The following is a 24,206-nucleotide window of genomic DNA, read 5'->3' on the forward strand; positions in this document are numbered from 1 at the left end:
GGGGCCTGACAGTGTTACACCGCTTCAGCCAGCTGGCCGCGGAAGGCCCGGCGGTACGCCTGGGGGCTGGTATCCAGGACCTTGGCGAAGTGGTGGCGCAGCAGGACAGGGTGTCCGAAGCCTGATTCCCTGGCAATCTCCTCGATGTTCAGGTCCGTTGATTCAAGCAGGTCCTGGGCGCGGAGCACCCGCTGGGAGTTGAGCCAGGCAGCAGGCGTTGCGCCGGTCTCGGACCTGAACTTCCGTGCGAAGGTCCTGGGGGACATATGGACGCGCGCCGCAAGTTCGTTCACCGTGTGCTCCCGGTCCAGGTTCTCAACCATCCAACGGAGCAGTTGCTCCATGGGCGCGGAACCGCAAGTGGGCATGGGCCGGTCGATGAACTGTGCCTGGCCACCGTCGCGGTGCGGGGGGACCACCATGTCCCGGGCAATTGCCGCAGCCACGTGCGCGCCCAGTTCTACGCGCACCAGGTGGAGGCAGGCGTCGATACCCGCGGCCGTGCCTGCGGAGGAAATGATGTTTCCGTCCTGCACGTACAGGACGTTCTCGTCCACCTGGACGCGGGGATACTCGGCGGCCAGTTGACCGGAATAGTGCCAGTGGGTGGTGCAGCGGCGGCCATCGAGCAGTCCTGCCCGGGCCAGGGCAAAGGCGCCTGAGCAAATGGACATCACCCAGGCACCCCTGGCGTGGGCGGCGCGCAGGGCGTCCAGGACGGATTCGGGCAGATCGTCGTCCCTGCCGTAGGGGGCCATGATGACCAGGTCGGCGTCCCGGGTTGCCTCAAGGCCCAGGCTGACGGTCATGGACATACCGGCCTTGAGCGGGACAGTGCCCGGGACAGGTGTGCAGACGCGGAAGTCAAAGGCCGGGACGCCGCTCCCCCGGCCGGATCTGTCGATGCCGAACACCTCGCAGGCGGTGCCGAACTCGAACATCGAGAAGTTGGGGACCACGATGACAGCCACTGATTTCAGCATGCTTCCATTGTGGCAGGAATTTTAGCTTTTTGGGCATTTCTGCCACTTTTTCCTTTATCCCGCCAGGAGCAGCATGGAGGCATGGAAATCCTCGCAACAATCCTGATCGTCCTGCTCCTCCTCGTGCTCTCCGCCACCGCTTCTGCCTTGCTGCGGGATGGCCGCGGCCACACACCACCGGTCGAGTCCCACGAGGCCTGGTCCGCCTTGGACCTTCCCAGCACCAACTACACGCTGCGCATCTTCTAGCCGGCACCGCCGGAACAGGGAACGCAACTGCCGCCAGCCAGCGCGGGAAGCCCGGGCTCCCGCAGTAGACTGTCAGCAGACATGACACTTCATATTTCCTATCCCGCCGAGCTGCCGGTCTCCGAGCGCCGCGACGACCTGATGGCAGCCATCGCGGCAAACCAGGTGACCATCATCGCCGGTGAGACCGGCTCGGGTAAGACCACCCAGATTCCCAAGATGTGCCTGGAACTCGGGCTCGGCGAGAACGGCCTCATCGGCCACACGCAGCCGCGGAGGCTGGCCGCGAGAACCGTGGCAGAGCGCATCGCCGAAGAGCTGGACGTGGAGATTGGCCAGGAGGTCGGCTTCCAGGTCCGCTTCACCGGCGAAGTCAGCCGCGCCACGAAAATCAAGCTGATGACCGACGGCATCCTGCTGGCTGAAATCCAGCGGGACAAGCTGCTGCGCAAGTACAACGCCATCATCATCGATGAGGCCCACGAACGCAGCCTCAACATCGACTTCATCCTGGGTTACCTCAAGCGGATCCTGCCCCAAAGGCCGGACCTGAAGGTGATCATCACCTCGGCCACGATCGACCCCGAACGGTTTGCCAACCACTTCGGCACGCCGGAAAACCCCGCGCCCATCGTCGAGGTTTCCGGGCGCACCTATCCCGTGGAGATCCGCTACCGTCCGCTCTCGCAGCCGCCGGCAGGAACCGACGAGGAGAACGCCTCAGACGATGAACTCGAAGAGGACCGCGACCCCCTCGATGCCGTGTGCGACGCCGTCGACGAACTGGCCACAGAGGCACCAGGTGACATCCTGGTGTTCTTCTCCGGAGAGCGTGAGATCCGTGACGCGGCCGAGGCCCTGCAGGCGCGGATCCAGTCCAACAAAAGGCTGGCCGGGACCGAGGTCCTCCCGCTCTTCGCCCGCTTGAGCCTGCAGGAGCAGCACAAGGTCTTCCATCCGGGCAACAAGCGCCGGATTGTCCTGGCCACCAACGTGGCTGAAACGTCGCTGACAGTTCCCGGCATCAAGTACGTGGTTGACACCGGCACCGCACGCATCTCGCGGTACTCCCACCGGACGAAGGTCCAGCGGCTGCCTATCGAGCGGGTCTCGCAGGCCTCCGCGAACCAGCGCTCGGGCCGGTGCGGCCGCGTCTCTGACGGCATTGCCATCCGCCTTTACTCGGAGGAAGACTTCGAGTCCCGGCCGAGGTTCACGGATCCGGAGATCCTGCGCACAAACCTCGCGGCCGTCATCCTCCAGATGACGGCGATGGGCGTGGCACGCGGGCCCAAGGACGTTGAGGACTTCCCCTTCGTTGAGCCGCCGGAAACAAGGGCCATTAACGACGGCGTGACGCTGCTCCGCGAACTCGGCGCCCTGGCAGCAGCCAGGCAGCAGGACGGGAAAGCCGGCGCGAAGAGCGGCGGCGGGCTTACCGCCGTCGGACAAAAACTCGCCCAGCTTCCCGTGGATCCCCGGCTGGGCCGGATGATCGTGGAGGCGGGCAAACGTGGTTGTGTCCGCGAGGTCATGATCCTCGCGGCGGCGCTGACCATCCAGGACCCCCGCGAGCGCCCCACAGACAAACAGCAGCTGGCGGCGGAAAAGCACAACCGCTTCAAGGACGAGAACTCGGACTTCACCGGCTTCCTCAACCTGTGGAACTACCTGCAGGAGAAGCAGCAGGAGCTGTCCTCGTCCGCCTTCCGCCGGCTGTGCCGGGCCGAGTTCATCAACTACCTGCGCGTGCGCGAGTGGCAGGATCTGTTTGCCCAGCTGCGGCAGTTGGCCCGGCCCCTGGGCATCAGCCTGGACAACAAGCGGCTTGCGGACCCCGTGGGCAATCACGACGGCATCCACATCAGCCTGCTGTCCGGACTCCTGAGCCACATCGGCATCCTGGACGAGCGCAAGCGGGAGTATGCCGGCGCCCGCGGCAGCCGGTTCGCCATCTTCCCCGGGTCGGCGCTCTTCAAGAAGTCGCCCACGTTCGTCATGGCCGCTGAACTGGTGGAGACCAGCCGGCTCTGGGCGCGGGTGGCCGCCAGGTTCGATCCCCTCTGGGCCGAGCAGGTGGCCCCGGACCTGGTGAAGCGCAGCTACAGTGAACCGCACTGGTCCACCCGGCAGGGCTCCGTGATGGCGTACGAGAAGGTCACCCTCTACGGCGTGCCGATCATCGCCCAGCGCAGGATCAACTACGGCCCCGTGGACCCCGTCGTCGCCAGGGAGCTCTTCATCAGGCATGCCCTGGTGGAGGGAGACTGGAAGACCCACCACAAGTTTTTCCACCGCAACCGCGCCCTCCTGAGCGAGGTGGAGGAACTGGAGGCCAGGATGCGCCGCCGGGACCTGATGGTGGACGACGAAACACTGTTCGAGTTCTATGACGCCAGGATCGGGCCGGATGTTGTGTCCGAACGGCACTTCGACAAGTGGTGGAAGGAGGCGCGGCAGAAGAACCCCGACCTGCTGGACTATGACAAGTCCCTTCTCCTCAACGACGATGCCGAGGACCTCGACGAAGCCGCCTATCCCAAGACCTGGCTGCATAAAGGGTTCGAGCTGCCGCTCAGCTACGAGTTCCATCCGGTGGCTCCCGGCTCGCCGCCGGACCCGTCCGACGGCGTCACGGCGGAGGTGCCGGTCCTTTTCCTCAACCAGCTGGAGGACAAGCCGTTCCGCTGGCTGATCCCCGGCCAGCGCGTGGAGCTGGTGACGGCCCTGATCAAGTCCCTGCCCAAGCAGGTCCGGAAGAATTTCGTCCCCGCCCCGGACGTGGCCCGGCAGGCGGTTGCGATGCTGGAGTCCGATTTTGACCCGGCTGTCGACGACCTGGAACCGTCCCTTGAACTTGCCCTGCGCCGGCTCCGTGGGCAGATCGTCCCGCCCGGATCCTGGAACTGGGATGCGGTTCCTCCGCACCTGCGCGTGAGCTTCAAGGTGGTGGACAGCAGGGGCAAGGTCCTGGGTGAGGGCAAGGATCTTGCGGCCCTGCAGGAGGAGCTGGCGCCGGCCACACGGCGCGCCATCGCGGAATCCCTGGGAGCCACTCCGGCAACCACCGGCCCCGGCGGCAACGGCAGGAACGCGCCAAGGGCGGGCACCAGAACTGACGACGCCAGATCCTCCGCAGGCCGTCAGGCCGCCGCCCGGAGCACCGCAGCTTCCCCCGGCTTCCGGGAGCAGGACGGCCTCACCGAGTGGAGCTTCGGGACCCTCGAGCGTCAGGTCAGCAGCGTGGTCAAGGGGCACACTGTCACCGGCTACCCGGCCCTGGTGGACCAGGGGAAGTCGGTGTCGCTCAGGGTCTTCCAAACGCCGGCCGAACAGTCGGAGGCAATGCGGGGTGGTGTGATCCGCCTGCTGGCCCTGCGCGTCCCCGCACCGGACCGCTATGTACTGGAGCACCTGAGCAACACGGAGAAGCTGACGTTCAGCCAGAACCCGCACGGCTCGGTTTCAGCCCTGATCGCGGACTGCGTCCTGGCGGCCATCGATAAGCTCACGCCCGCGGAGTTGCCGTGGGACCGGAAGTCCTTCGATGCGCTGTACGAGGTTGTCCGTGCCGAACTGATCGATACGGTGTTCGCGGTGACGGCCGTCGTCGAACGCATCCTGGCAAGCACCCGGCGGATCGAGAAGCAGCTGAAGGGGACCACGAGCCTGGCGCTCATCAGTGCCCTCAACGACATCAAAAGCCAGCTGGAGCAGCTGGTCTATCCGGGTTTTGTGGCACGGACGGGCTACGCCCAGCTCAGCCAGTTCCCCCGGTACCTTGCGGGCATCGAGAAACGGCTGGAACGCCTTCCGGGCAACGTCCAGCGTGACGCCCTCAACATGGCCGTGATCCAGGGCCTCGAGGACGACTACGACGACGCAGTGTCTGCCTTGCTGCCCGGCCGGAAGGCGGGCCCCGAATTAACCCAGGTGCGCTGGATGCTGGAGGAGCTCCGGGTGAGCCTCTTCGCCGTCGAACTCGGGACAGCCTACCCGGTGTCCGAAAAGCGGATCCGCGCAGTCCTCAACAAGGCACTGGCGCCGGCCTGACCCAAGGAGATGGAAGGCCGTCCCGGCCTGCTCCGGGACAGCCTTTCCGCCGCTACCCGGCCGGAACGAACTCCCCGTACCCTGCGGCCCGCAACCCCTCGCGGAGTTTCCGGGCGTTCGCTTCCAGGACGTCCGGGTCCGGGTTGTGGTCAGCGGCGGCGAAGTTGAAATCCGCCATGCTCCTGGAGGGCCAGACGTGCACGTGGAGGTGGTTGATCTCGTACCCCGCCACGATCAGGCCGGCGCGGGGTGCGTCATAGATATCCACCTGGACTGCGCCGATGCGCCGGGCCACCTCCATGACTTTGGCCAGCGTTTCCGGCGAAGCATCGGTCCAGCGGTCCACTTCCTCGGTGGGAACCACCAGGGTGTGGCCATCGGCCAGCGGGCCGGTGGTGAGGAACGCTGAGACATCCGGTTCGCGCCATACGAAGCGGCCCGGTATCTCGCCGTTCAGGATCCTGGTGAAGAGCGTGCTCATGGGTATGCCTCCTTGGTGGGTACCTGCAGGGTGCTGGTATCCAGCACGAACCGGTATTTCACATCTCCTGCAACCATCCGGTCGTAGGCATCATTGAGCTGGTCAGCCGTGACCAGCTCAATGTCTGCCACCACGCCGTGCGAGGCGCAGAAGTCAAGCATTTCCTGGGTTTCGGCGATGCCGCCAATCAGCGACCCTGCGTAGGCGATCCGCCGCCGGACCAGAGCCCGCGGGTCGACCGGCGGCATTGGTCCGGACGGCAGGCCCAGCTGGAAGAGCGCCCCGTCAACGCGCAGGGTGCGGAACAACGGATTCAGGTCGTGCGGCGCTGCAACAGTGTCGATGATCAGGTCGATGGTGCGGTCCGCCGCCTTCATCGCCGTTTCGTCCCGGGACAGGACTACCTCGTCCGCGCCGAGCTCGAGGGCTGCCGCCACCTTGGATGCGGAGGTGGTGAAGACCACGACCTTCGCTCCCATGGCTTTCGCGATCTTGACCGCCATATGGCCGAGTCCGCCCAGTCCCACCACGCCCACAACGTCGCCCTCTTCGACGTCGAAGTACCGCAAGGGTGAGAACGTGGTGATGCCGGCGCAGAGCAGCGGGGCCGTGGCGGCCGGGTCCAGGGAGTCCGGTATGCGCAGAACGTAGCGCCGGTCAACCACTATTGAGGAGGAGTAGCCGCCCTGCGTGATCGAGTCGCCGTTGCGCCGGTCAACGGCGCCGTAGGTGCCGGTCATCCCACGTTCGCAGTACTGCTCCAGTCCGGCCAGGCAGCTTTCGCATTCGCGGCAGGAATCCACGATGCAGCCCACCCCCACCCGGTCGCCCGGGGCAAAGTCGGTGACCGCCCGTCCCACCCGGCTGACCGTGCCGACGATCTCGTGGCCGGGCACCAGCGGGTAGGTCGGCGCGTTCCACTCTCCACGGGTTGCGTGGACGTCGGAGTGGCACAGCCCGCAGAATTCAATGGCGATTTCGACGTCGTCAGCTTTGGGACTGCGCCTCGCAACGGTCAGCGGCACAAGGCCGCTCTCCGGGGACGTTGCGCCGTAGGCGGCGGCGGGGCGACCGGCGTCGGAACCTCCTGTTGCAGGGGCGGGAAGGCCGTCCGGCTCCCCGTTGGGGGACTCCGGGCGGGCAGGTGTTGCAAGGGGCGGCGGTACGGGGCGTCCAGGAGTCATAGTGCGACGCTACCCTTGCCCGTGTCTGGGTTTCCAGCCGGAAGCCCGCCGCTGCCGCCTGGCCCAGGGCCCGTTGCCACCGGAAGGCCGGGATTGTTGGACCACTCCGAGAAAGACCCCGGATAGAGGGCGGCCCGGAAACCTGCGAGCTCCAGGGCTGCCACCTCATGGGCTGCGGTCACGCCGGAACCGCAGTACACGGCAACCGGCACCCCGTCACTGATCCCCAGCGCTTCGAAGCGCCGGCGCAGCTCGTCCGGCGGCAGGAACTGCCCGCTGCTGTCCAGGTTGCCGGCCGTCGGCGCGCTGACTGCCCCGGGGATGTGCCCGGCACGCGGATCTATTGGTTCAACCTCGCCGCGGTACCTCTCCCCCGCCCGGGCATCCAGCAGGACGCCGCTCCCCGCCCAGCCGGCGGCAGCGGCCGCATCGAGCACCGGCATCTTTCCGTCCGCAAGAGTAACGCTGCCTGCGCCCGGGACAACGGATCCCGCCTCAACGTCAAAGCCCGCGGCACGCCAGGCGGCCAGGCCGCCGTCGAGCAGGTAAACGTCCGAAAGGCCCGCGTTGCGGAGCATCCACCACACCCGCGCCGCCGCCATGTTGCTGCTGTCATCGTAGGCGACCACAAGGTCGCCGTCGTTGATGCCCCAGCGCCTGGCACTGGCCTGGAAGTCTGCGGCGGAAGGCAGCGGGTGCCGCCCGCGGGCCGGGCTTGCCGGTGCTGCAAGCTCAGTGGCAAGGTCTACGAAAACGGCTCCCGGCAGGTGTCCCTGAAGATAGTGGCGGTACCCGTCCGGATCACCCAGCGCCCACCGGACGTCAAGCAGGACCGTGCGCCGGTTCTCCACCAGGCGGGCATGCAGTTCCGGCACGTCCATAAGGGGGTACATCGGGCTCCTTCAACAGTGGGTGCGGCCAACGTTTCCACTCTAACGGCAGCCCCTCGGGCCGCAGGTAGGCTGGAGCGGTGAAGATCGAGCGCAGCACCAGCCGGTATGACGCGGACCGGGACTGGGCGGACCAGGCCATCCGCAGGATCAGGGCAGAAAACAACCGCTCCGCCGACACCCACCTCTATGCGGTTCCCCTCCCCGAGCAGTGGGGCGTCCACCTCTACCTCAAGGACGAGTCCACGCACCGTTCCGGCAGCCTGAAGCACCGGCTGGCCCGCTCGCTCTTCCTGTTTGGGCTGGTGAACGGCTGGATCAGGGAGGACACCACCATCGTGGAGGCCTCAAGCGGCAGCACGGCAGTGTCCGAAGCGTACTTCGCCCAGCTCCTGGGGCTGCCCTTCATTGCTGTGATGGCCCGCACCACCAGCCCGGAAAAGATCGCGCTGATTGAACAGTTCGGCGGGTCCTGCCTGCTGGTGGAACACGCGTCCGACGTGTACACCGTGGCACAGGAGGTCGCCGGGACCTGCAACGGCCACTACATGGACCAGTTCACCTACGCCGAGCGGGCCACCGACTGGCGCGGCAACAACAATATTGCCGAGTCCATCTTCGGGCAGCTCGAGCTGGAAGAGCACCCCGTGCCGGACTGGATCGTGGTGGGCGCGGGTACGGGAGGCACCAGCGCCACGATCGGCCGTTACCTCCGCTACCACAGCTACCCCACGCGGCTGCTGGTGGTTGATCCGGAGAATTCGGCGTTCTACCCGGGCTGGCGCGGCACCGGCACAGCCGCCGGCGAGCCGTCCCGGATCGAGGGCATCGGCCGGCCCCGCATGGAACCGAGCTTCGTACCCTCGGTCATCGACCGCATGCTCCAGGTCCCGGATGCCGCGTCCGTGGCCGCGATGCGGCACCTGCACAGCTTGGCCGGGCTGCACGCCGGTCCTTCCACGGGCACCAACCTGTGGGGTGTGTGGCAGCTGGTGGCGGAGATGGTTGCCGCCGGGCGCCGGGGCAGCATCGTCTCATTGATGTGCGACGGCGGTGAGCGTTATGCGGGCAGCTACTACAACGGCGGGTGGCTGGCTGCCCAGGGACTGGACCCGGCTCCGTACGAAGACGTTATCCGCCAGTTCCTGGACACCGGCGTGTGGAGCGGGGAACCGGGCTAGAGCTCTACCGATTCCCGCGCGGCCAGGTGGGTGTACTGGGTGCCGTACTTTGCCCCGATCCGCTGGACGTGGCCCTCCACGATCTTCAGGCCGTTCTCATTGAGCAGACCGTCATGGATCTGGAATGCCCTTGGTGCACGGACGCCGATGACGAAGTCGACTACTTCCGCGGACTTGCTCCACGGCGCGTGGAGGGGCACCAGCAGGGTCTTGACGCTGATGCCGTCCGGAACCACAAAGGAGTCCCCGGGATGGTACACGTTTTCGTCAATGAGGTATCCGATGTTGGCCACTACCGGGATCTGCGGATGGATCAGGGCATGCTGGCCGCCAAAGCTGCGGACGCTGAAGCCCGCAGCCTCAAAACTCGAGCCGGGGTCCACGGTGTGGATCCGGGAAGCGGCGCCGCCTGCCTTCTCCTTTAGCTGCGCCGCCACCCCCGCCGGAGCATGGATTTCCAGTTGACCGTCCGCCTGCAGCGCTTCCACCACGACGGGAAGGTCAAGGTGGTCAGGGTGTTCGTGGGTCACCAGGACCGCTTCCGCGCCGCCCAGGGCCTCGGCTGACTCGGAGAAGTTGCCCGGGTCAAGGACCAGGACCCGGCCGTCTTTCTCGAGCCGGATGCAGGCGTGGGTGTATTTGGTCAGCTTCATAGCGCCAGCCTAGGGTGGTCCTCCGGACGGTGTCCACGAGGCTCCGGCTGGTAATCTGGATGTTTGCCACCATCCTGAGGAAGCGAGTCCACCCATGCCCGTCGGCGCCAAGGCTGAGTCCACCACGCCACCCCGTGCCACGGGCGGCGGCAAGGAACAGCGCGTCACGAAGCAGCGCAGGGCCGTCAGCGCCGCCCTGGACGAACTGGACGATTTCGTCAGCACACAGGAGCTGTACCGGATCCTGCAGAACCAGGGCGCCCCGGTCTCGCTGGCCACCGCCTACCGGATCCTCCAGTCACTGGCTGACGAGGGGCTGGTGGACGTGCTGCGCAACGGTGACGGCGAGGCCGTGTACCGGCGCTGCGCCGTTACCGGGCACCACCACCACCTGCTGTGCCGGAACTGCGGAAAGGCCGTGGAAGTCGAAGCTCCCGCGGTGGAGACATGGGCGGCACGCACTGCCGCCGACCACGGCTATACAGAGGTGGCCCACACAGTGGAAATTTTCGGCCTTTGCCCTGACTGCACGGCCCGGAAGGCCGCGGGCACCCCCTAGGCCGCCTTGGCTGCGATCCTGCCGTTGATGCCCTTGGCGGACCTGACCGACCCGATGACCCGGCACACCACGTAGATCAGGAACGACAACGTGGTGACGTAGGGGCTTATGGGGATCCGGCCGCCAAGCGCCAGCAGGATCCCGCCCACCGTGGCCGTCATCGCGAAAGCCACGCTCAGGACCACCACCGCCACCGGGGAGGACGTTACCCGCAGGGCTGCGGCGGCCGGCGTAATGAGCAGGGCCAGGACCAGCAGGGCACCCACCACCTGGATGGACAGGGCCACGCTGATTCCCAGGAGCACCATGAAGACTATGGCAAGCGTCCGGACGGGTACGCCCCGGGCCTCGGCAAGTTCCGGATCCACGCTGGCGAAGTTGAGCGGACGCCAGATGGCGGCGAGTGCCACCATGACCACCACGGCGGTACCGGCCAGCGCCTGGAGCTGGACGGTGTCCACCGAGACGATCTGTCCCGTCAGCAGGCCGAACTTGTTGGCGGCCCGGCCTTCATAGAGGGACAGGAACAGGATCCCGAGTCCCAGCCCGAAAGGCATGATCACGCCGATGATCGAATTCTTGTCCCGGGCCCGGACCCCCATCAGCCCCAGAAGCAGGGCGGCGGCGACGGACCCCACGAGGGATCCGAAAACAATGTCAGCACCGATCAGCAACGCAAACGCGGCGCCGGCAAAAGAGAGCTCGGATATCCCGTGGACGGCAAAGGCCAGGTCCCGCTTCATCACGAAGGTTCCCACCAGTCCGCCCAGCAGGCCCCAGGACGGCGCCGGCCCAAATCGAGTTTTGGACCAGGACCAGCAGCTCCCCGTAGTTCTCGAAGCTGAAGATGGCGCCAAGGATGCTGTCCGCGTCCATCAGGCGGCCTCTCCCGCCAGGGCGTGTGCCTCGGCGTGGTGGTGGGTGGTGGCGTCGGGCAGCCCCACCACCACGATGCGGCCGTTGGCGTGGATCACTTCAACGTGGCTGCCGTAGAGATCGGAGAGCACCTCTGTGGTCATGACTTCCTCAGGGGTCCCCACTTTGAAGCGTCCTCCGGCCAGGTACAGCACCCGGTCCACGTAGTCGATGATGGGGTTGATTTCGTGGGTCACGAAAACCACGGCGCTGTTCTGCTCGTGGCACTGCTTGTTGATCAGCGCGCTGACGGCCTGCTGGTGGTGCAGGTCAAGGGACAGCAGCGGCTCGTCGCAGAGGAGGACCTGGGGATCGGTGGCCAAAGCCTGGGCAACACGGAGCCGCTGCTGTTCACCGCCGGAGAGCTGGCCCACCGGCACTTTCGCGTACTCAGTAGCGCCCACCAGGTCAAGGAGCTGGTCAATTCTGCGGTTTGCCTTGACGGCGGACAGCCGCAGTCCCCAGCGGTGGCCGTCAACCCCCAGGCCCACCAGGTCCCTGGCACGCATGGGGGTATCCGGGGCGAACGATTTTTGCTGCGGGATGTAGCCGATCAGGCTGCTGCCGCGTTCAACGGGACGGCCGCCAAGCCTGGCGTTGCCGCTGTGGAGCTCCTGGAGCCCCAGCAGGACCTTCAGGAAGCTGGTCTTGCCGCTGCCGTTGGGACCGAGCACGGCAAAAAATTCACCGGGCCTTATCTCCAGGTCCAGGTCCTCCCAGAGCGCCCGTTTGCCGAACTTCAGGGACGCTCCGGTGAGGCTGACCACGGGTTTCAACTATTTGTCTCCAGAATTTTGCTGATGTTGTCCACATTGTCCGTCATCCACTGCAGGTACGTCTTGCCTTCGGGCAGTGTTTCATTGAAATCGACCACCGGGACCCCGGCGGTCTCCGCGGCCTTTTTCAGCGACTCCGTCTGAGGACCTTCGGTCTGGCTGTTATAGGCGAGCAGGCGGACCGACTTCGATGCCACAAGGTCCGTCGCCGCCTTGAGGACTGCAGGCGGGACGTCGGAGCCCTCTTCAATCGCAGCAGTGTAGTCCTCGGGGGTGGCGTTCACCAGCCCGGCATCCTCAAGCAGGTAGAGCGGCACGGGTTCGGTCACGGCCACCTGGGTGCCTGCCGAGGCCGGCTTGAGCGCGTCGAGCTTTGCGTGCAGTTCTTCAAGGCCGCTCTTGAAAGTAGACGCGTTCGAGTCGAATGTCGAGGTCGAGGCGGGCTCCAGCTCGCCCAGCTTCGCCGCAATGCCGTCGGCAAGACGCTCCATTGCCGGCAGGCTGTACCACACGTGTTCGTTCAGTTCACCGTGGTCGTGCGGCTCCTCGGCGGCAGGTTCCGTGGCGGGCTCGGTGGCAGGGGCTTCGGTGGAAGCCTCCTCCTCCGGGTGCGCCAGGCCAGAAAGTTCGACGGCGTTCAGCACCTTTCCGTCCCCGTGGCCGCTGTCCTCGGCCAGGGTGTGGATGAAGTCGTCGTAGCCGCCGCCATTTTCCAGGATGAGGTCCGCCTTGGACACGGCCAGCCGGTCCTGGGCGGTGGCCTCGTACGAATGCGGGTCCTGGCTGGTCTTGTTGATGATGGCGGTGACGTTGACCTTGTCGCCGCCGATCGTCTTTGCGATGTCCCCGTAAACGTTGGTCGATGCCACGATGTTGATTCCGTCGTCGGCCTGGGAGGAGGCTTCGGGCTGTGGGCTGCAGGCAGTGAGCAGGAGGCCAAGCCCGGCAAGGGCGGCGAGGGACGATCGGGCAGCGGCAGGACGGCGCACGGAAACCTCATTCGAAGGTGGGGGCGAAAACAACCACCCCAGCTTATACCTAAATAGGAATGATTCCTATTTAGAAGAGAACCATCCCCACAAAACAGGATGCCCTCTCCGCAATGGAAAGGGCATCCTGTGCAATCATCCGCCGTTCGGCCGGCCCAGCCGCCGGATCCCGGTGGCCTGGGTGGCGTCCCGGATCTCGCCTACAAGCTGCTCAATAACGTCCTCCAGGAACAGAACGCCCTGCGTGTTGCCGTCCGGGCCAATGACGCGCGCCAGGTGGGAACCCGTGCGCTGCATGACGGACATGGCCTTCTCGATCTCGTCGCCGAGGGCCAGGTTGGCCAGCGACCGGATCCGGCTTTCGGCGATCGGCCGTTCATAGGCCTCCTGGGGAATGGACAGCACGTCCTTGACGTGGAGGTAGCCGTACAGCATGTCCTCGTCGTCAAGCATCGGGAACCGGGAGAATCCTGTCCGGCTCACCGCCTTCTCGAACTCCACCGGGGTGGTGGCCGACTTGAGCATCACCAGTTTTTCCAGCGGAACCATGATGTCCGAGGCAGTGTATTCGGAGAACTCCAACGCACCCGTGATGAGGCCTGCGTCATCATCCACCAGTCCATGGCGGGTGGACTCCTGCACGATCGACTGGACCTCTTCCAGGGTGAACGAGGAATTGACCTCGTCCTTCGGCTCTATGCGCAGGAGCTTGAGGATGTGGTTGGCCGACCAGTTAAGGACCGAGATGACGGGGTGGACCAGCCGGGCCACGAACATCAGCGGCGGCGCCAGCAAGAGCGCGGCCTTGTCCGCCACGGACACCGAGATATTTTTCGGCACCATCTCGCCGAACGTCACGTGGAGGAACGTCACGAGCATCAGGGCCACGGCAAAGGCGGCGACGTCGGCCACCTCCATCGGCAGGCCCAGCATCTCGAGCGGGACGGCCAGCAGGTGGTGGATGGCGGGTTCGGCCACCAGCAGGATCAGCAGCGAACAGACGGTGATGCCGAGCTGGGCGCAGGCGAGCATGAGGGAGACATTCTCCATGGCCCGGAGGGTGGTCTGGGCCCGTTTGGACCCCGCCTCCGCCAGCGGTTCGATCTGGCTCCGCCGTGCAGACATCACGGCGAACTCAGCGGCCACAAAGAAGGCGTTTCCGAGCAGCAGGACAGCCAGCCAGAATATTCCGGCCCAGTCGCTCATCGCTTGGTCCTGTCGTCGTGGTGGATCCTGCTGCCGGTTTCACCGTTGTCCGCTTCGGGTGCGGCGGGCCGGAAACAGATCCGGTCAATCCGGCGCCCGTCCATCCGGGTGACACTCAGCGTTCCGCCGCCGACCGGGACAGTGTCCCCAACGGCAGCGATCCGGCCGAGCTGGCTCATGACATACCCGCCGACGGTTTCGTAAGCGGCCTCGTCCGGGACGGTCAGGCGGGGAATCTGCTCGGACAGCTCGTCCGGGCGAAGCAGCCCCGGGAAATACCAGTCGCCGGAGGCACTCTGCAGGAGGCCGGGCCGGACCTTGTCGTGCTCATCCGCCACCTCTCCCACGATCTCCTCCACCAGGTCCTCAAGGGTGGCGATGCCGGCGGTCCCGCCGTACTCGTCCAGGACCACGGCCAGCTGGAGGTTGCCCTCGCGGAGCTCGGCCAGCAGCGCATCAAGGTGGATGGTTTCGGGAACCCTCAGTACCTCCGTCATGATGGCGCCTGCTTCCAGGTTCTGCCGGCGGTCCGAGGGCACGGCCACGGCCTTCTTCACATGCACCAGTCCGCGGATGTCATCCGCGGAGTCGCCAATCACCGGGAAGCGTGAGTAGCCGGTCCGGCGGGCAGCCTCGAGCACGTCGGATACCGGCTGGTCGGCGTCGATCGTTTCCACCCGGATCCGCGGGGTCATGACGTCCGCCGCCGTCCTGGTGGAGAAGTTCAGGGTGCGGGCCACGAAGTTGGCGGTACCGGCGTCGAGCGTTCCCATCGCCGCCGAGCGGCGCACCAGGGACGCCAGTTCGGCCGGGGTCCGGGCGCCGGAGATTTCCTCCTTGGCTTCCAGCCCGAACACGTTCAGCACCTTGTTGGAAAACCCGTTCAACACCACGATTGCCGGCCTGAACACGGCCGTGAACAGCAACTGCGGCCGGGCAAGGGCCCTGCCCACGGGGAAGGACAGGGCAATGGCCATGTTCTTGGGCACGAGTTCGCCCAGCAGCATGGAAAGCAGGGTGGCGAGGACCATCGCCAGGACCAGGGAAATGGAGGCGACAGCAACGTCGGGAAGTCCGACGGCGGCCAAAGGGGCTTCCAGGAGGCGCCCCACCGAGGGCTCCATCACGTAACCCGTGAGGAGCGTGGTCAACGTGATGCCCAGCTGGCAGCTGGACAGCTGGGTGGACAGCGACTTCAGGCAGGTGAGCAAGGCGACGGCGCCGGTGTCGCCGTCGTCAACAGCGCGCTGGACCGTGGGCTGGTCGAGTGCGATGAGGGAAAATTCGACGGCAACGAAGAAACCCGTGCCGGCGATGAGCAGCAGTCCTGCTGCGAGGAGGAGCCATTCCATTCAGCATCCCGCCTGGACGGCGGCTGCCGGCGCGGCCTGGAGCCGGGGAATGTGCACAAGGAAAAGACTGGAACTGGAAGATCTTCCCGGCGGAGGATGGTCGGCAGAAGCCGACGCTCTTTCCTTGGGGGCTACGGCCGGCTGGGCTGCCGGCGGATGATGGGCTCGTGTTCGGGGTTTGCCGGCTCTGCGGGTGGACTGGGCGGCGCTTTTTTTGATGCTCCGCTGACAGCCCCCAGGCCGGCACCTAGATTTACTGTCCATAAGAGTTTCAGTCTACAGGAGGCGCCCCTGCCTGCCGTACCGGCGCAGGCCCGGCGGGCAGGCACCGTGGCCCTGTTTTCCGGCTTCCGCCCGGCCTCCCCGGCAGCCTCATTTCCGCCACATTCCGGCATTCCAGCGTCACTTCATGATTTGGGTCACCCTTATTGGCAGTTAACACAAGATGCTCACTAGACTTGCAGTGGTCTGGGTTCAGAGGACGCAGAGATCGGTTCGAACGTAGTGCTGAAGCACCGTGGAGCCGGAGAGAAATCAAACTCATGGAAGAGGCGTATTTCAAGTGCCAGAGCAGCCTAGCCACCGTCTACCAGAGGAATTTGGCGGAAACGAGTGGCTCGTTGACGAACTGTACGAGCAGTACCAGCAGGATAAGAACGCTGTGGATGCCAAATGGTGGCCGCTGTTTGAATCGTTCGAGTCGGGCAACAGTTCTTCTTCCAATGGAAATTCCGCCCCTGCCGCAGCAAACCCTCCCACCAGGGAAATGCCCGCAGTGAAGTCAGCTCCGGCTGCACCGGCAGCGTCGCCGGCTGCCGCCCCTGCTGTACCTCCGGCACCGGCCGGCCCGCCGGCTTCCGCTCCCGCGCCGGCCAAGAAGGCTCCGGCCACCGTGGCCCGGGACGGCGGAAAGAAGACCGAAGCCGGAACCGGGTCACAGCCCATCCCGGCCCAGCTGCCCAAGAACGTCAAGGCTCCCACCGCACCGGAAGAGGACGTCGTCTCCGTCCTCCGCGGGCCGGCAAAGGCCATTGCCACCAACATGGTCACCAGCCTCCAGGTGCCTACCGCCACCAGCGTCCGCGCCATCCCCGCCAAGCTGCTGATCGACAACCGCGTGGTCATCAACTCGAACCTGGCCCGTGCCCGCGGCGGCAAGGTCTCCTTCACCCACCTCATCGGTTACGCCGTGATCCGGGCGCTTTCGCAGTTCCCCTCGATGAACGTGTACTACGACGAAGTGGACGGCAAGCCCGTCGCAGTGCAGCCTGCGCACGTGAACTTCGGCATCGCCATCGACATGCCGAAGCCCGACGGCACCCGCCTGCTGATGGTCCCGAACATCAAGAAGGCCGAGACTCTCAATTTCTCCGAGTTCTGGCACACCTACGAGGACCTCATCAAGCGCGCCCGCAACGGCAAGCTCACAGCTGAGGACCACCAGGGCACCACGGTCTCGCTGACCAACCCCGGCGGCATCGGCACCGTCCACTCGGTCCCCCGCCTGTCCAAGGGCCAGGCAGCCATCATCGGCGTTGGTGCACTGGACTACCCTGCCGAGTTCCAGGGCGCCAGCGAGAAGATCATCGCCCAGAACGCCATCAGCAAGGTCCTGACCCTGACCTCCACCTACGATCACCGCGTGATCCAGGGTGCCGGCAGCGGCGAGTTCCTGAAGCTGGTCCACCAGTTGCTGCTTGGCGCGCAGAACTTCTACGACGAAATCTTCGAGTCCCTGCGCATCCCCTACGAGCCTGTGCGCTGGAGCGCGGACAAGCAGGTGGACCCGGCCGACGAGATCAACAAGGTGGCCCGGATCCAGCAGCTGATCCACTCCTACCGCGTCCGCGGACACCTGATGGCGGACACGGACCCCCTGGAATACGTCCAGCGCAAGCACCCGGACCTGGACGTCCTGACCTACGGCCTGACGCTGTGGGACCTGGACCGCGAATGGCCCACCGGCGGCTTCGGCGGCAAGTCGATGCTGAAGTTCCGCGACATCCTCGGCGTCCTCCGTGACGCCTACTGCCGCACCACCGGCATCGAGTACATGCACATCCAGGAGCCTGCCGAGCGCAAGTGGTTCCAGGACCAGCTGGAACACCCCTATTCCAAGCCCAGCCGTGAAGAGCAGCTGCGCATCGTTTCCAAGCTGAACGCAGCCGAGGCCTTCGAGACCTTCCTGCAGACCAAGTTCGTGGGCCAGAAGCGCTTCTCGCTGGAAGGCGGCGAGTCCCTGATCCCGCTGCTTGACGCCATCATGTCCGACGCCGCGGACGACGGCCTGGACGAGGTCGCCATCGGCATGGCACACCGCGGCCGCCTGAACGTGCTGACCAACATCGCCGGCAAGACCTACGCTCAGGTATTCCGTGAATTCGAGGGCACCCAGGACCCGCGGTCCGTCCAGGGCTCCGGTGACGTGAAGTACCACCTGGGCACCGAGGGAACGTTCACCTCGGACAACGGCAAGGAAACCAAGGTCTACCTGGCTGCCAACCCTTCACACCTCGAAGCAGTTGACCCCGTGCTTGAGGGCATCGTCCGCGCCAAGCAGGACCGGCTGGACCAGGGTGAATCCTTCCCCGTCCTCCCCATCATGGTCCACGGCGACGCGGCCTTCGCGGGCCAGGGCGTCGTGGCCGAGACGCTGAACCTGTCCCAGCTGCGCGGATACCGCACCGGCGGCACCATCCACATCGTGGTCAACAACCAGGTCGGCTTCACCACCGCCCCCTCGTCGTCGCGCTCCTCCACGTACTCCACCGACGTCGCCAAGATGATCCAGGCGCCGGTGTTCCACGTGAACGGCGACGACCCCGAAGCGGTGGTCCGTATTGGCCAGCTGGCCTACGAGTTCCGCCAGCGGTTCCACAAGGACGTCGTCATCGACATGGTCTGCTACCGCCGCCGCGGACACAACGAGGGCGACGACCCCTCGATGACCCAGCCGCTGATGTACAACCTGATCGAAGCCAAGCGCTCCGTCCGCAAGCTGTACACGGAATCACTCATCGGCCGTGGCGATATCACCGAGGAAGAAGCCGAGCAGCTGCTCCGCGACTACCAGGAACGGCTGGAACGCGTCTTCGCTGAAACCCACGCGGCCCAAACCTCGCCGATCCCGATCGTGACGGCAGATACTGCGGCCGTCTCGGACATCGAGCGTCCCATCGCCCAGCAGTCGGATTCGGGTATCAACGCGCCTGCTTCCACCGCCATCTCTGCAGACACCCTCGCCCGGATCGGCAAGGCCCACATTGAAGTCCCCGAAGGCTTCACCGTGCACGCCAAGCTCAAGCAGCTGCTGGAGAAGCGTGAGCAGATGTCCCGTGAAGGCGGGATCGACTGGGGCTTCGGCGAAATCGCCGCGTTCGGCTCGCTGATCATGGAAGGCGTGCCCGTCCGCCTTGCCGGCCAGGATTCGCGCCGGGGCACCTTCGTGCAGCGCCACGCCGTCTTCCACGACCGCGCCAACGGCAAGGAATGGCTGCCCCTGGGCAACCTCTCCGATGACCAGGCCAAGCTGTGGATCTACGATTCCCTGCTCTCCGAATTCGCGGCCATGGGCTTCGAATACGGCTACTCCGTTGAGCGGCCGGACGCGCTGGTCCTGTGGGAAGCCCAGTTCGGCGACTTCGTCAACGGCGCCCAGACCATCATCGACGAGTTCATCTCATCCGCAGAGCAGAAGTGGGGCCAGCGCTCCTCGCTGGTCCTGATGCTCCCCCACGGCTACGAGGGCCAGGGCCCGGACCACTCGTCCGCAAGGATCGAGCGGTTCCTTCAGCTGTGCGCCGAAGAGAACATGATCGTGGCCAACCCCACCACGGCGGCCTCGCACTTCCACCTGCTGCGCCGCCAGGCGTACAGCCGTCCGCGCAAGCCGCTGATCATCTTCACCCCCAAGCAGTTGCTGCGCCTCAAGGCTGCGGCATCCTCGGTGGAGGACTTCACCACCGGCAGCTTCCGGCCCGTCATCGGCGAGCACGAGCAGCTGGCCGCCAACCAGGTGGAACGCGTACTGCTGGTCTCCGGCCGCCTGTACTACGACCTCCTGTCCACCCGGCAGAAGACGGGCGACAAGACCACTGCCATCATCCGCGTCGAGCAGCTCTACCCGCTGCCTCACGAGGAGATCGCAAAGGAACTGGCCAAGTTCCCGAACGCCGAGGTGGTCTGGGCGCAGGATGAACCGGCCAACCAGGGCCCGTGGCCGTTCATCGGCCTGAACCTGCCCGACGCCCTCGACCGGCGGATCCGCCTGGTCTCGCGCCCGGCGTCGGCCTCCACTGCTGCCGGTTCCATGAAGCGGCACGCCGCGGAGCAGGATGTCCTCCTGAAGCAGGCGTTCGCGCGCAAGTAGGTACCATGGCTGCCCGGCCGGACGTCGAAATCCCAGACTCCGGCCGGGCAGTTCTGTTTAATGGGATGCACAGCAAGTTACCAACGTAAAGAGGACCGTGTGGAAGACAGGAAGCTGCGCATCGCAGCTGTAGGAGATGAGCTGCTGGCCGGACTGGGCGACCCCCGGGCACTCGGCTGGCTGGGACGCGTCCTGGCCCGCACTCCCCGGGACAGCATGCTCCTGGAAAGCTACGCGCTCCCCTGCCCGCAGGAAGGAACGGAGGGGCTCGCCGCACGGTGGCTGGATGAAGCCGGCCGGCGCTTCAGCGACCACGCCGAAAACCGGCTGGTGATCGGGCTCTCCGGGCGGGACATCGAGTTCGGGCTCTCCACTGCACGGAGCCGGCTCAACCTCGCGAACATCCTCGACTCGGCATCCCAGAACCGTATTGAGGTCTTCGTGGTGGGCCCCCCGCCCACGCTGGACCCAGCCCAGAACCGGCGCCTCGACGAACTGAACACGGCTTTCGCGGACGTTACCACGCGGAGGAAACACCTGTACGTGGACACCTTTTCACCCCTGCTGAACCATGAACAGTGGCGCCAGGACCTTGCAGCCAACGGCGGCACGCCGGGCCAGGCCGGGTACGGCCTGATGGCGTGGCTGGTACTGCACCGCGGCTGGTTCCAGTGGCTGGGCATGGATGTGCCGGAGTAGGCCCATTCGCGATATATCTTGACCCTGACCTGGAGGGGGCGTACCGTGGAAGGGTCAACACGATATATCGTCTTTGGAGGACCCCGTGACCGATCAAGAATGGACTGTCACCAGCCCGCAGACCATCGACGTCGACGGCGTCACGTCCCTGAAGCTGGGGATGGTCCAGGGACGGTTTGATGTGGTGACCCATCAGGAACCCGTGGCCAGGATAGAGATCACGGATGTCCACGGCGATCCCGTGGCTGTCTCCCTCACCGGCGGGCGGCTGGAAATACGCCACCAGCTGCACGGGCCGCAGGGCTGGTTCAAGAACCTGATGGGAACCGTCAACCATACCAGCGACAATTCAGCGGTCATCAGCATCGCCGTCCCGGAGAACATTGACGTGGAAGCCGGCACGGTCAGCGGCGACGGAATGGTTTCCGGGGTTACCGGACACACCCGCCTGAACACGGTATCGGGTTCGGTCATGGCGGACAGCACCTCCGGGGAACTGCACATCAACACCGTCAGCGGGGAAGTGGCCGCCCGAAACCACACCGGGATCCTGACCGCCAAGAGCGTTTCCGGCGAGGTGACCGCGTCGGGGCATCTCAGCAACATCCGGGCGAATACCGTCAGCGGCGACATGAGTTTCGACCTCCTGGGCTTCACCAAGGACTTCGGTGCCAACTCAGTCTCCGGAGACCTCACCATCCGGCTGCCGCACGACGTCGGCGTGGACATCGTAGCCAAGTCGGCCAGCGGCGCGGTGGTCATTGGGGACCAGAGGTACGCGGTGGTCAACGGCAAGGTGGAAACCATTGCGGGCCCGGACGGCCAGCTCATGCTTGTCCGCACCAACTCGATATCCGGCAAGACCTCCATCTTCCACAGCACGGTGGCAGGAAATGCAGAAGCAGGTTCCTGATGGCACCGGTCTTCGCGCACGGAGCTCTCCGGCTTTACCTGTTGGCCCTGCTGGAGTCGGGCCCGAAGCACGGCTACGAACTCATTAAGGCGCTCAAGGAGCGGTTTGGCGGCACCTACTCCCCCAGTGCGGGAACCATCTACCCACGGTTGGGAAAACTGGAAGAGGAGGGGCTGGTGGCAACCGAGTCTGCGGGCCGCCGCACCAACTACCACATCACGGCCTCCGGCATCGCCGAGCTTAACCGGCGCCGGGATGAACTGGCGGGCGTGGAAAGCGAGATCTCGGCGTCCGTGCGCCGGCTGGCAGACAACCTGCGGGAGGACATCCGCAGCAACATGCGCGGGTTGCGGGCCGACCTGGCGGCAACCGCGGAGGCTGCGCGTTCTGCGGCCCTGGCCCCCGATTTCAAGATGCCCGGCCGCTTCCCGGCGGAAAACCAGCGGTCCCTGAAGGAAGCCGAGATGATGCTGCAGGCGTTCCGGGACGAACTGAGGGCCGAATTGCGGACCCACGTCGGCAGGGAGCCGATCAGTCCGGTCGCGCTGGAAACGCTCAGGACGGTGCTGGAACAGGCCGGAGCCTCCATCCGCAGCTCCCTGAGGCTTTAGGTCCTACCCGCCGCATCTGAGTCGACCCGCAGGTCACGCGGCTGCACGTGGTTCGCCGGGCGCCTTCGGATGTGGGAGACTTGAGGGCAGCTCTTTTGAGTACCAACAGTAAGGAGGCCAGCTATGAGCAAGCGTGCACGCAAGCGTCGTGACCGTAAGCGTGGCGGCGCGAACCACGGGAAGCGCCCCAACACCTAGGCAAATGCCAGGGACTACGGTTCAAGCGAAGGACCCCGGAAGCCATGCGGCTTCCGGGGGTCCTTTGCTGTGTCAGCCTGCTGGACGATTCCTGCCCTACGCGTCGACCGGACGGATGGAATGGATCCGGTCCAGGATGGCGTTCTTCAGGTTCTCCGGAGCAGCCTCGGTGCAGGACCGCTTGACCATGTTGCGGATCACACACTCGAGGTCATACTGCTCGGTGCATTCCGGGCAGTCATCAAGGTGGTTCTTGATGTCGGTAATGTCCTCGCGCGTCAACGCACCGTCGAGGTACTCGTAAATGCGTTGCATCCGGGTGTCATCGCAATCGCCCAATCCCTGGCAGTCGCTCATTTCCTGCTCTCCTGTTGTGTGCTTCCTGCCGCGTCCTGTGAATCGGCGGCCGTTTTGAATCCGCGCTCTGCGGCGTATTCTCCCAGCATGTCCCGCAACATTCTCCGGCCGCGGTGGAGCCGGGACATCACCGTGCCGATGGGCGTATTCATGATGTCTGAAATTTCCTTGTAGGCGAACCCCTCAACATCGGCGAAGTAGACCGCAAGGCGGAATTCTTCTGGAATGTCCTGGAGTGCCCGTTTGACGTCGGAATCCGGAAGGTGGTCCAACGCCTCAGCCTCAGCGGACCGGAGTCCGCTCGAGGTGTGTGACTCAGCCCGCGCCAACTGCCAGTCCTCAATGGTGTCCGAGTTCGACTGGAGCGGCTCGCGCTGGCGCTTGCGGTACAGATTGATATAAGTGTTGGTCAGGATCCGGTACAGCCAGGCTTTGAGGTTGGTACCGGGCTTGTACTGGTGGAACGCGGAGAAAGCCTTGGTGTAGGCCTCCTGGACAAGGTCCTCGGCGTCCGAGGGGTTCCTTGCCATCCGCATCGCCGCCGAATACAGCTGGTCCACATACTGCATCGCGTCGCGTTCAAACCGGAGCCTGCGCTCTTCCGCGGATTCAGTGGAAACGTCCACCTGGTCAGCGCCCGCATCCCCGGCTCCGGATACCGGGACAGTTTCGGACTCCGCAGCCTCAGGTCCGGCGGCAGTACTGCTCGTTGGCTCGTTACGGGAAGCCTCATACATGGCCGAGACGGCCGGATCCAGGGTGCTCATTGCCTTCAAGTCTACTGTCAGGCGGCCGGCAGGCGGCGTGTCGTACCGTGGCGGCCCGGCCTCGATCGAGTCCAGTGCCACCGGGCCTGTAACTTCAATTCCGTCCAATACGCGCGCCAAGGGCCCAACTCCGTACCTGTCTTGTCCAATCCGGAGATCTCCGGATACGACTTCCATAACCCCGTGGCTTCGGCAAATATTCCCCAAAAGTGCAAGACTAGAACGGACTCCGCCGCTTCGACGCGGTTCGTCCATCCAGGAGGAAATCCATGTCCTTTATCCGCACGCTCGCCCGCCCCATGCTGGCCTCCAGCTTTGTCCTCGCCGGAATGGATAAGCTCAAGAACGCAGATGACACCGCACAGCAGCTCTCGCCGCTGCTGCGCAAGGCCGCTGCTTCCCTGCCGTTCAAGTCGGATGAAAAGACCTTGGCACGCGTTATTGGCGGAACCCAGGTGGGCGCCGGGGTGCTCTTCGGACTGGGCAAGTTCTCCAGGCTTTCCGCCACTGTGCTCACCGTGATTTCACTGCTGAACACCTTTGTGGAATGGCGCAGTGCGGACATCAGCAGCAAGGAGGGGCGCGAGACCCGCCGGAACCAGCTGCTGAAGAACCTGTCCCTCAGCGGCGGCGCCCTGCTGGCATCCGTGGACACTGCCGGCAAGCCGGGCCTCGCCTGGCGGGCCGAGCACCTCGCTGCCGATGCGCGCAAAGGTGCCTCCCACCTCGCTGCCGATGCCCGGAAGACCACCAACAAGAAGCTGCACAAAGCGGACAAGGCAGTGCGACGCGCCGTGGAACAGGCCACGGGGGCATAACAG

Annotated in this window: 21 protein-coding genes and 1 pseudogene; 10 read left to right on the forward strand and 12 right to left on the reverse strand. The window is 65.3% G+C overall.

The annotated features are described in order from the left end of the window. Positions 1-14: 14 nt before the first annotated feature. Entirely contained in the window at positions 15-983 is a 969-nt protein-coding gene (locus tag ASPHE3_RS12325) for a GlxA family transcriptional regulator (protein ID WP_013601535.1), read from the reverse strand. 9 nt (positions 984-992) lie between these two features. Here ASPHE3_RS12325 and ASPHE3_RS22275 point away from each other — a divergent pair, with 9 nt between their 5' ends. Further along, positions 993-1,232, forward strand: coding sequence for a DUF3309 family protein (locus ASPHE3_RS22275; protein WP_457920591.1), 240 nt, complete (start codon positions 993-995; stop codon positions 1,230-1,232). An 81-nt stretch (positions 1,233-1,313) separates the two neighbouring features. Further along, positions 1,314-5,285, forward strand: coding sequence for an ATP-dependent RNA helicase HrpA (gene hrpA, locus ASPHE3_RS12330; protein ID WP_013601537.1), 3,972 nt, complete (start codon positions 1,314-1,316; stop codon positions 5,283-5,285). Positions 5,286-5,337: 52 nt separating this feature from the next. On the opposite strand, the gene ASPHE3_RS12335 is transcribed toward hrpA, so the two are convergent. From ASPHE3_RS12335 to ASPHE3_RS12345, 3 genes are read right to left on the reverse strand one after another with little or no spacing between them, the layout of a single operon-like run. Continuing rightward, on the reverse strand, positions 5,338-5,766 hold the full coding sequence (locus ASPHE3_RS12335; protein ID WP_013601538.1) for an HIT family protein: 429 nt from the start codon (positions 5,764-5,766) through the stop codon (positions 5,338-5,340). Next, the gene (locus tag ASPHE3_RS12340) at positions 5,763-6,950 is read right to left on the reverse strand and encodes an NAD(P)-dependent alcohol dehydrogenase (protein WP_013601539.1); all 1,188 of its coding nucleotides are present in this window, start codon (positions 6,948-6,950) and stop codon (positions 5,763-5,765) included. The genes ASPHE3_RS12335 and ASPHE3_RS12340 overlap by 4 nt, the downstream gene beginning before the upstream one ends. Further along, positions 6,947-7,843, reverse strand: coding sequence for a sulfurtransferase (locus tag ASPHE3_RS12345; protein WP_013601540.1), 897 nt, complete (start codon positions 7,841-7,843; stop codon positions 6,947-6,949). Before ASPHE3_RS12345 ends, ASPHE3_RS12340 begins: the two co-directional genes overlap by 4 nt. 77 nt (positions 7,844-7,920) lie before the next feature. Between ASPHE3_RS12345 and ASPHE3_RS12350 the strand changes: the two genes are divergently transcribed. After that, a complete protein-coding gene (locus ASPHE3_RS12350) occupies positions 7,921-9,021 on the forward strand; it encodes a PLP-dependent cysteine synthase family protein (RefSeq protein ID WP_013601541.1) in 1,101 nt (366 codons plus the stop codon). Here ASPHE3_RS12350 and ASPHE3_RS12355 read toward each other — a convergent pair. Next, on the reverse strand, positions 9,018-9,674 hold the full coding sequence (locus ASPHE3_RS12355; RefSeq protein WP_013601542.1) for an MBL fold metallo-hydrolase: 657 nt from the start codon (positions 9,672-9,674) through the stop codon (positions 9,018-9,020). The genes ASPHE3_RS12350 and ASPHE3_RS12355 overlap by 4 nt on opposite strands. Before the next feature lie 94 nt (positions 9,675-9,768). On the opposite strand from ASPHE3_RS12355, the gene ASPHE3_RS12360 reads away from it, so the two are divergent. Continuing rightward, a complete protein-coding gene (locus ASPHE3_RS12360; RefSeq protein WP_013601543.1) occupies positions 9,769-10,233 on the forward strand; it encodes a Fur family transcriptional regulator in 465 nt (154 codons plus the stop codon). Here the strand turns inward: ASPHE3_RS12360 and ASPHE3_RS12365 are convergent. The 5 genes and pseudogenes from ASPHE3_RS12365 to ASPHE3_RS12385 form a co-directional block, all read right to left on the reverse strand. Next, positions 10,230-11,109 (reverse strand): annotated as a pseudogene (locus ASPHE3_RS12365) (metal ABC transporter permease). The gene ASPHE3_RS12360 and the pseudogene ASPHE3_RS12365 sit on opposite strands and share 4 nt — an antisense overlap. Then, positions 11,109-11,924 carry a metal ABC transporter ATP-binding protein gene (locus ASPHE3_RS12370; RefSeq protein ID WP_041652148.1) on the reverse strand — a complete coding sequence of 272 codons (816 nt, stop codon included), beginning with the start codon at positions 11,922-11,924 and terminating at the stop codon, positions 11,109-11,111. The pseudogene ASPHE3_RS12365 and the gene ASPHE3_RS12370 overlap by 1 nt, the downstream one beginning before the upstream one ends. After that, positions 11,921-12,913: a metal ABC transporter solute-binding protein, Zn/Mn family gene (locus tag ASPHE3_RS12375; RefSeq protein WP_013601546.1), complete on the reverse strand. Its 993-nt coding sequence runs from the start codon at positions 12,911-12,913 to the stop codon at positions 11,921-11,923. Before ASPHE3_RS12375 ends, ASPHE3_RS12370 begins: the two co-directional genes overlap by 4 nt. A gap of 135 nt (positions 12,914-13,048) precedes the next feature. Continuing rightward, positions 13,049-14,119, reverse strand: coding sequence for a hemolysin family protein (locus tag ASPHE3_RS12380; protein ID WP_013601547.1), 1,071 nt, complete (start codon positions 14,117-14,119; stop codon positions 13,049-13,051). Next, positions 14,116-15,471 carry a hemolysin family protein gene (locus ASPHE3_RS12385; RefSeq protein WP_013601548.1) on the reverse strand — a complete coding sequence of 452 codons (1,356 nt, stop codon included), beginning with the start codon at positions 15,469-15,471 and terminating at the stop codon, positions 14,116-14,118. Before ASPHE3_RS12385 ends, ASPHE3_RS12380 begins: the two co-directional genes overlap by 4 nt. 562 nt (positions 15,472-16,033) lie before the next feature. Here ASPHE3_RS12385 and ASPHE3_RS12390 point away from each other — a divergent pair. The 5 genes from ASPHE3_RS12390 to ASPHE3_RS22930 all read left to right on the forward strand — a co-directional run bounded on the left by ASPHE3_RS12390 (position 16,034) and on the right by ASPHE3_RS22930 (position 22,261). Continuing rightward, positions 16,034-19,840 carry a multifunctional oxoglutarate decarboxylase/oxoglutarate dehydrogenase thiamine pyrophosphate-binding subunit/dihydrolipoyllysine-residue succinyltransferase subunit gene (locus tag ASPHE3_RS12390; protein WP_041652151.1) on the forward strand — a complete coding sequence of 1,269 codons (3,807 nt, stop codon included), beginning with the start codon at positions 16,034-16,036 and terminating at the stop codon, positions 19,838-19,840. A 99-nt stretch (positions 19,841-19,939) separates the two neighbouring features. Further along, a complete protein-coding gene (locus tag ASPHE3_RS12395; RefSeq protein WP_013601550.1) occupies positions 19,940-20,539 on the forward strand; it encodes a GDSL-type esterase/lipase family protein in 600 nt (199 codons plus the stop codon). An 85-nt stretch (positions 20,540-20,624) separates the two neighbouring features. Next, complete coding sequence (locus tag ASPHE3_RS12400; RefSeq protein ID WP_013601551.1) at positions 20,625-21,452, forward strand: DUF4097 family beta strand repeat-containing protein; 828 nt, start codon at positions 20,625-20,627, stop codon at positions 21,450-21,452. Next, positions 21,452-22,063: a PadR family transcriptional regulator gene (locus ASPHE3_RS12405; protein ID WP_013601552.1), complete on the forward strand. Its 612-nt coding sequence runs from the start codon at positions 21,452-21,454 to the stop codon at positions 22,061-22,063. The genes ASPHE3_RS12400 and ASPHE3_RS12405 overlap by 1 nt, the downstream gene beginning before the upstream one ends. A gap of 123 nt (positions 22,064-22,186) precedes the next feature. Continuing rightward, the gene (locus ASPHE3_RS22930; protein ID WP_369299106.1) at positions 22,187-22,261 is read left to right on the forward strand and encodes a 50S ribosomal protein bL37; all 75 of its coding nucleotides are present in this window, start codon (positions 22,187-22,189) and stop codon (positions 22,259-22,261) included. 96 nt (positions 22,262-22,357) lie between these two features. On the opposite strand, the gene rsrA is transcribed toward ASPHE3_RS22930, so the two are convergent. After that, complete coding sequence (gene rsrA, locus ASPHE3_RS12410) at positions 22,358-22,618, reverse strand: mycothiol system anti-sigma-R factor (RefSeq protein WP_013601553.1); 261 nt, start codon at positions 22,616-22,618, stop codon at positions 22,358-22,360. Beyond that, positions 22,615-23,385 carry a sigma-70 family RNA polymerase sigma factor gene (locus ASPHE3_RS12415; protein WP_141002013.1) on the reverse strand — a complete coding sequence of 257 codons (771 nt, stop codon included), beginning with the start codon at positions 23,383-23,385 and terminating at the stop codon, positions 22,615-22,617. Before ASPHE3_RS12415 ends, rsrA begins: the two co-directional genes overlap by 4 nt. Before the next feature lie 269 nt (positions 23,386-23,654). Here ASPHE3_RS12415 and ASPHE3_RS12420 point away from each other — a divergent pair, with 269 nt between their 5' ends. Continuing rightward, positions 23,655-24,203 (forward strand): DoxX family protein, encoded by a 549-nt coding sequence (locus ASPHE3_RS12420; protein ID WP_013601555.1) that lies wholly within the window; start codon positions 23,655-23,657, stop codon positions 24,201-24,203. Positions 24,204-24,206 lie beyond the last annotated feature (3 nt).

Source organism: Pseudarthrobacter phenanthrenivorans Sphe3 (assembly GCF_000189535.1).
Taxonomy (GTDB): domain Bacteria; phylum Actinomycetota; class Actinomycetes; order Actinomycetales; family Micrococcaceae; genus Arthrobacter; species Arthrobacter phenanthrenivorans.

Bases quoted from the DNA above. Each gene is read 5' to 3' on its own strand.
- ASPHE3_RS12360 (WP_013601543.1), top strand. From the start codon at position 9,769: ATGCCCGTCGGCGCCAAGGCTGAGTCCACCACGCCACCCCGTGCCACG.
- ASPHE3_RS12345 (WP_013601540.1), bottom strand. From the start codon at position 7,843: ATGTACCCCCTTATGGACGTGCCGGAACTGCATGCCCGCCTGGTGGAG.
- ASPHE3_RS12405 (WP_013601552.1), top strand. From the start codon at position 21,452: ATGGCACCGGTCTTCGCGCACGGAGCTCTCCGGCTTTACCTGTTGGCC.
- ASPHE3_RS12355 (WP_013601542.1), bottom strand. From the start codon at position 9,674: ATGAAGCTGACCAAATACACCCACGCCTGCATCCGGCTCGAGAAAGAC.
- ASPHE3_RS12415 (WP_141002013.1), bottom strand. From the start codon at position 23,385: ATGAGCACCCTGGATCCGGCCGTCTCGGCCATGTATGAGGCTTCCCGT.
- ASPHE3_RS12335 (WP_013601538.1), bottom strand. From the start codon at position 5,766: ATGAGCACGCTCTTCACCAGGATCCTGAACGGCGAGATACCGGGCCGC.
- ASPHE3_RS12420 (WP_013601555.1), top strand. From the start codon at position 23,655: ATGTCCTTTATCCGCACGCTCGCCCGCCCCATGCTGGCCTCCAGCTTT.
- ASPHE3_RS12385 (WP_013601548.1), bottom strand. From the start codon at position 15,471: ATGGAATGGCTCCTCCTCGCAGCAGGACTGCTGCTCATCGCCGGCACG.
- ASPHE3_RS12380 (WP_013601547.1), bottom strand. From the start codon at position 14,119: ATGAGCGACTGGGCCGGAATATTCTGGCTGGCTGTCCTGCTGCTCGGA.
- hrpA (WP_013601537.1), top strand. From the start codon at position 1,314: ATGACACTTCATATTTCCTATCCCGCCGAGCTGCCGGTCTCCGAGCGC.
- ASPHE3_RS12325 (WP_013601535.1), bottom strand. From the start codon at position 983: ATGCTGAAATCAGTGGCTGTCATCGTGGTCCCCAACTTCTCGATGTTC.
- rsrA (WP_013601553.1), bottom strand. From the start codon at position 22,618: ATGAGCGACTGCCAGGGATTGGGCGATTGCGATGACACCCGGATGCAA.
- ASPHE3_RS12340 (WP_013601539.1), bottom strand. From the start codon at position 6,950: ATGACTCCTGGACGCCCCGTACCGCCGCCCCTTGCAACACCTGCCCGC.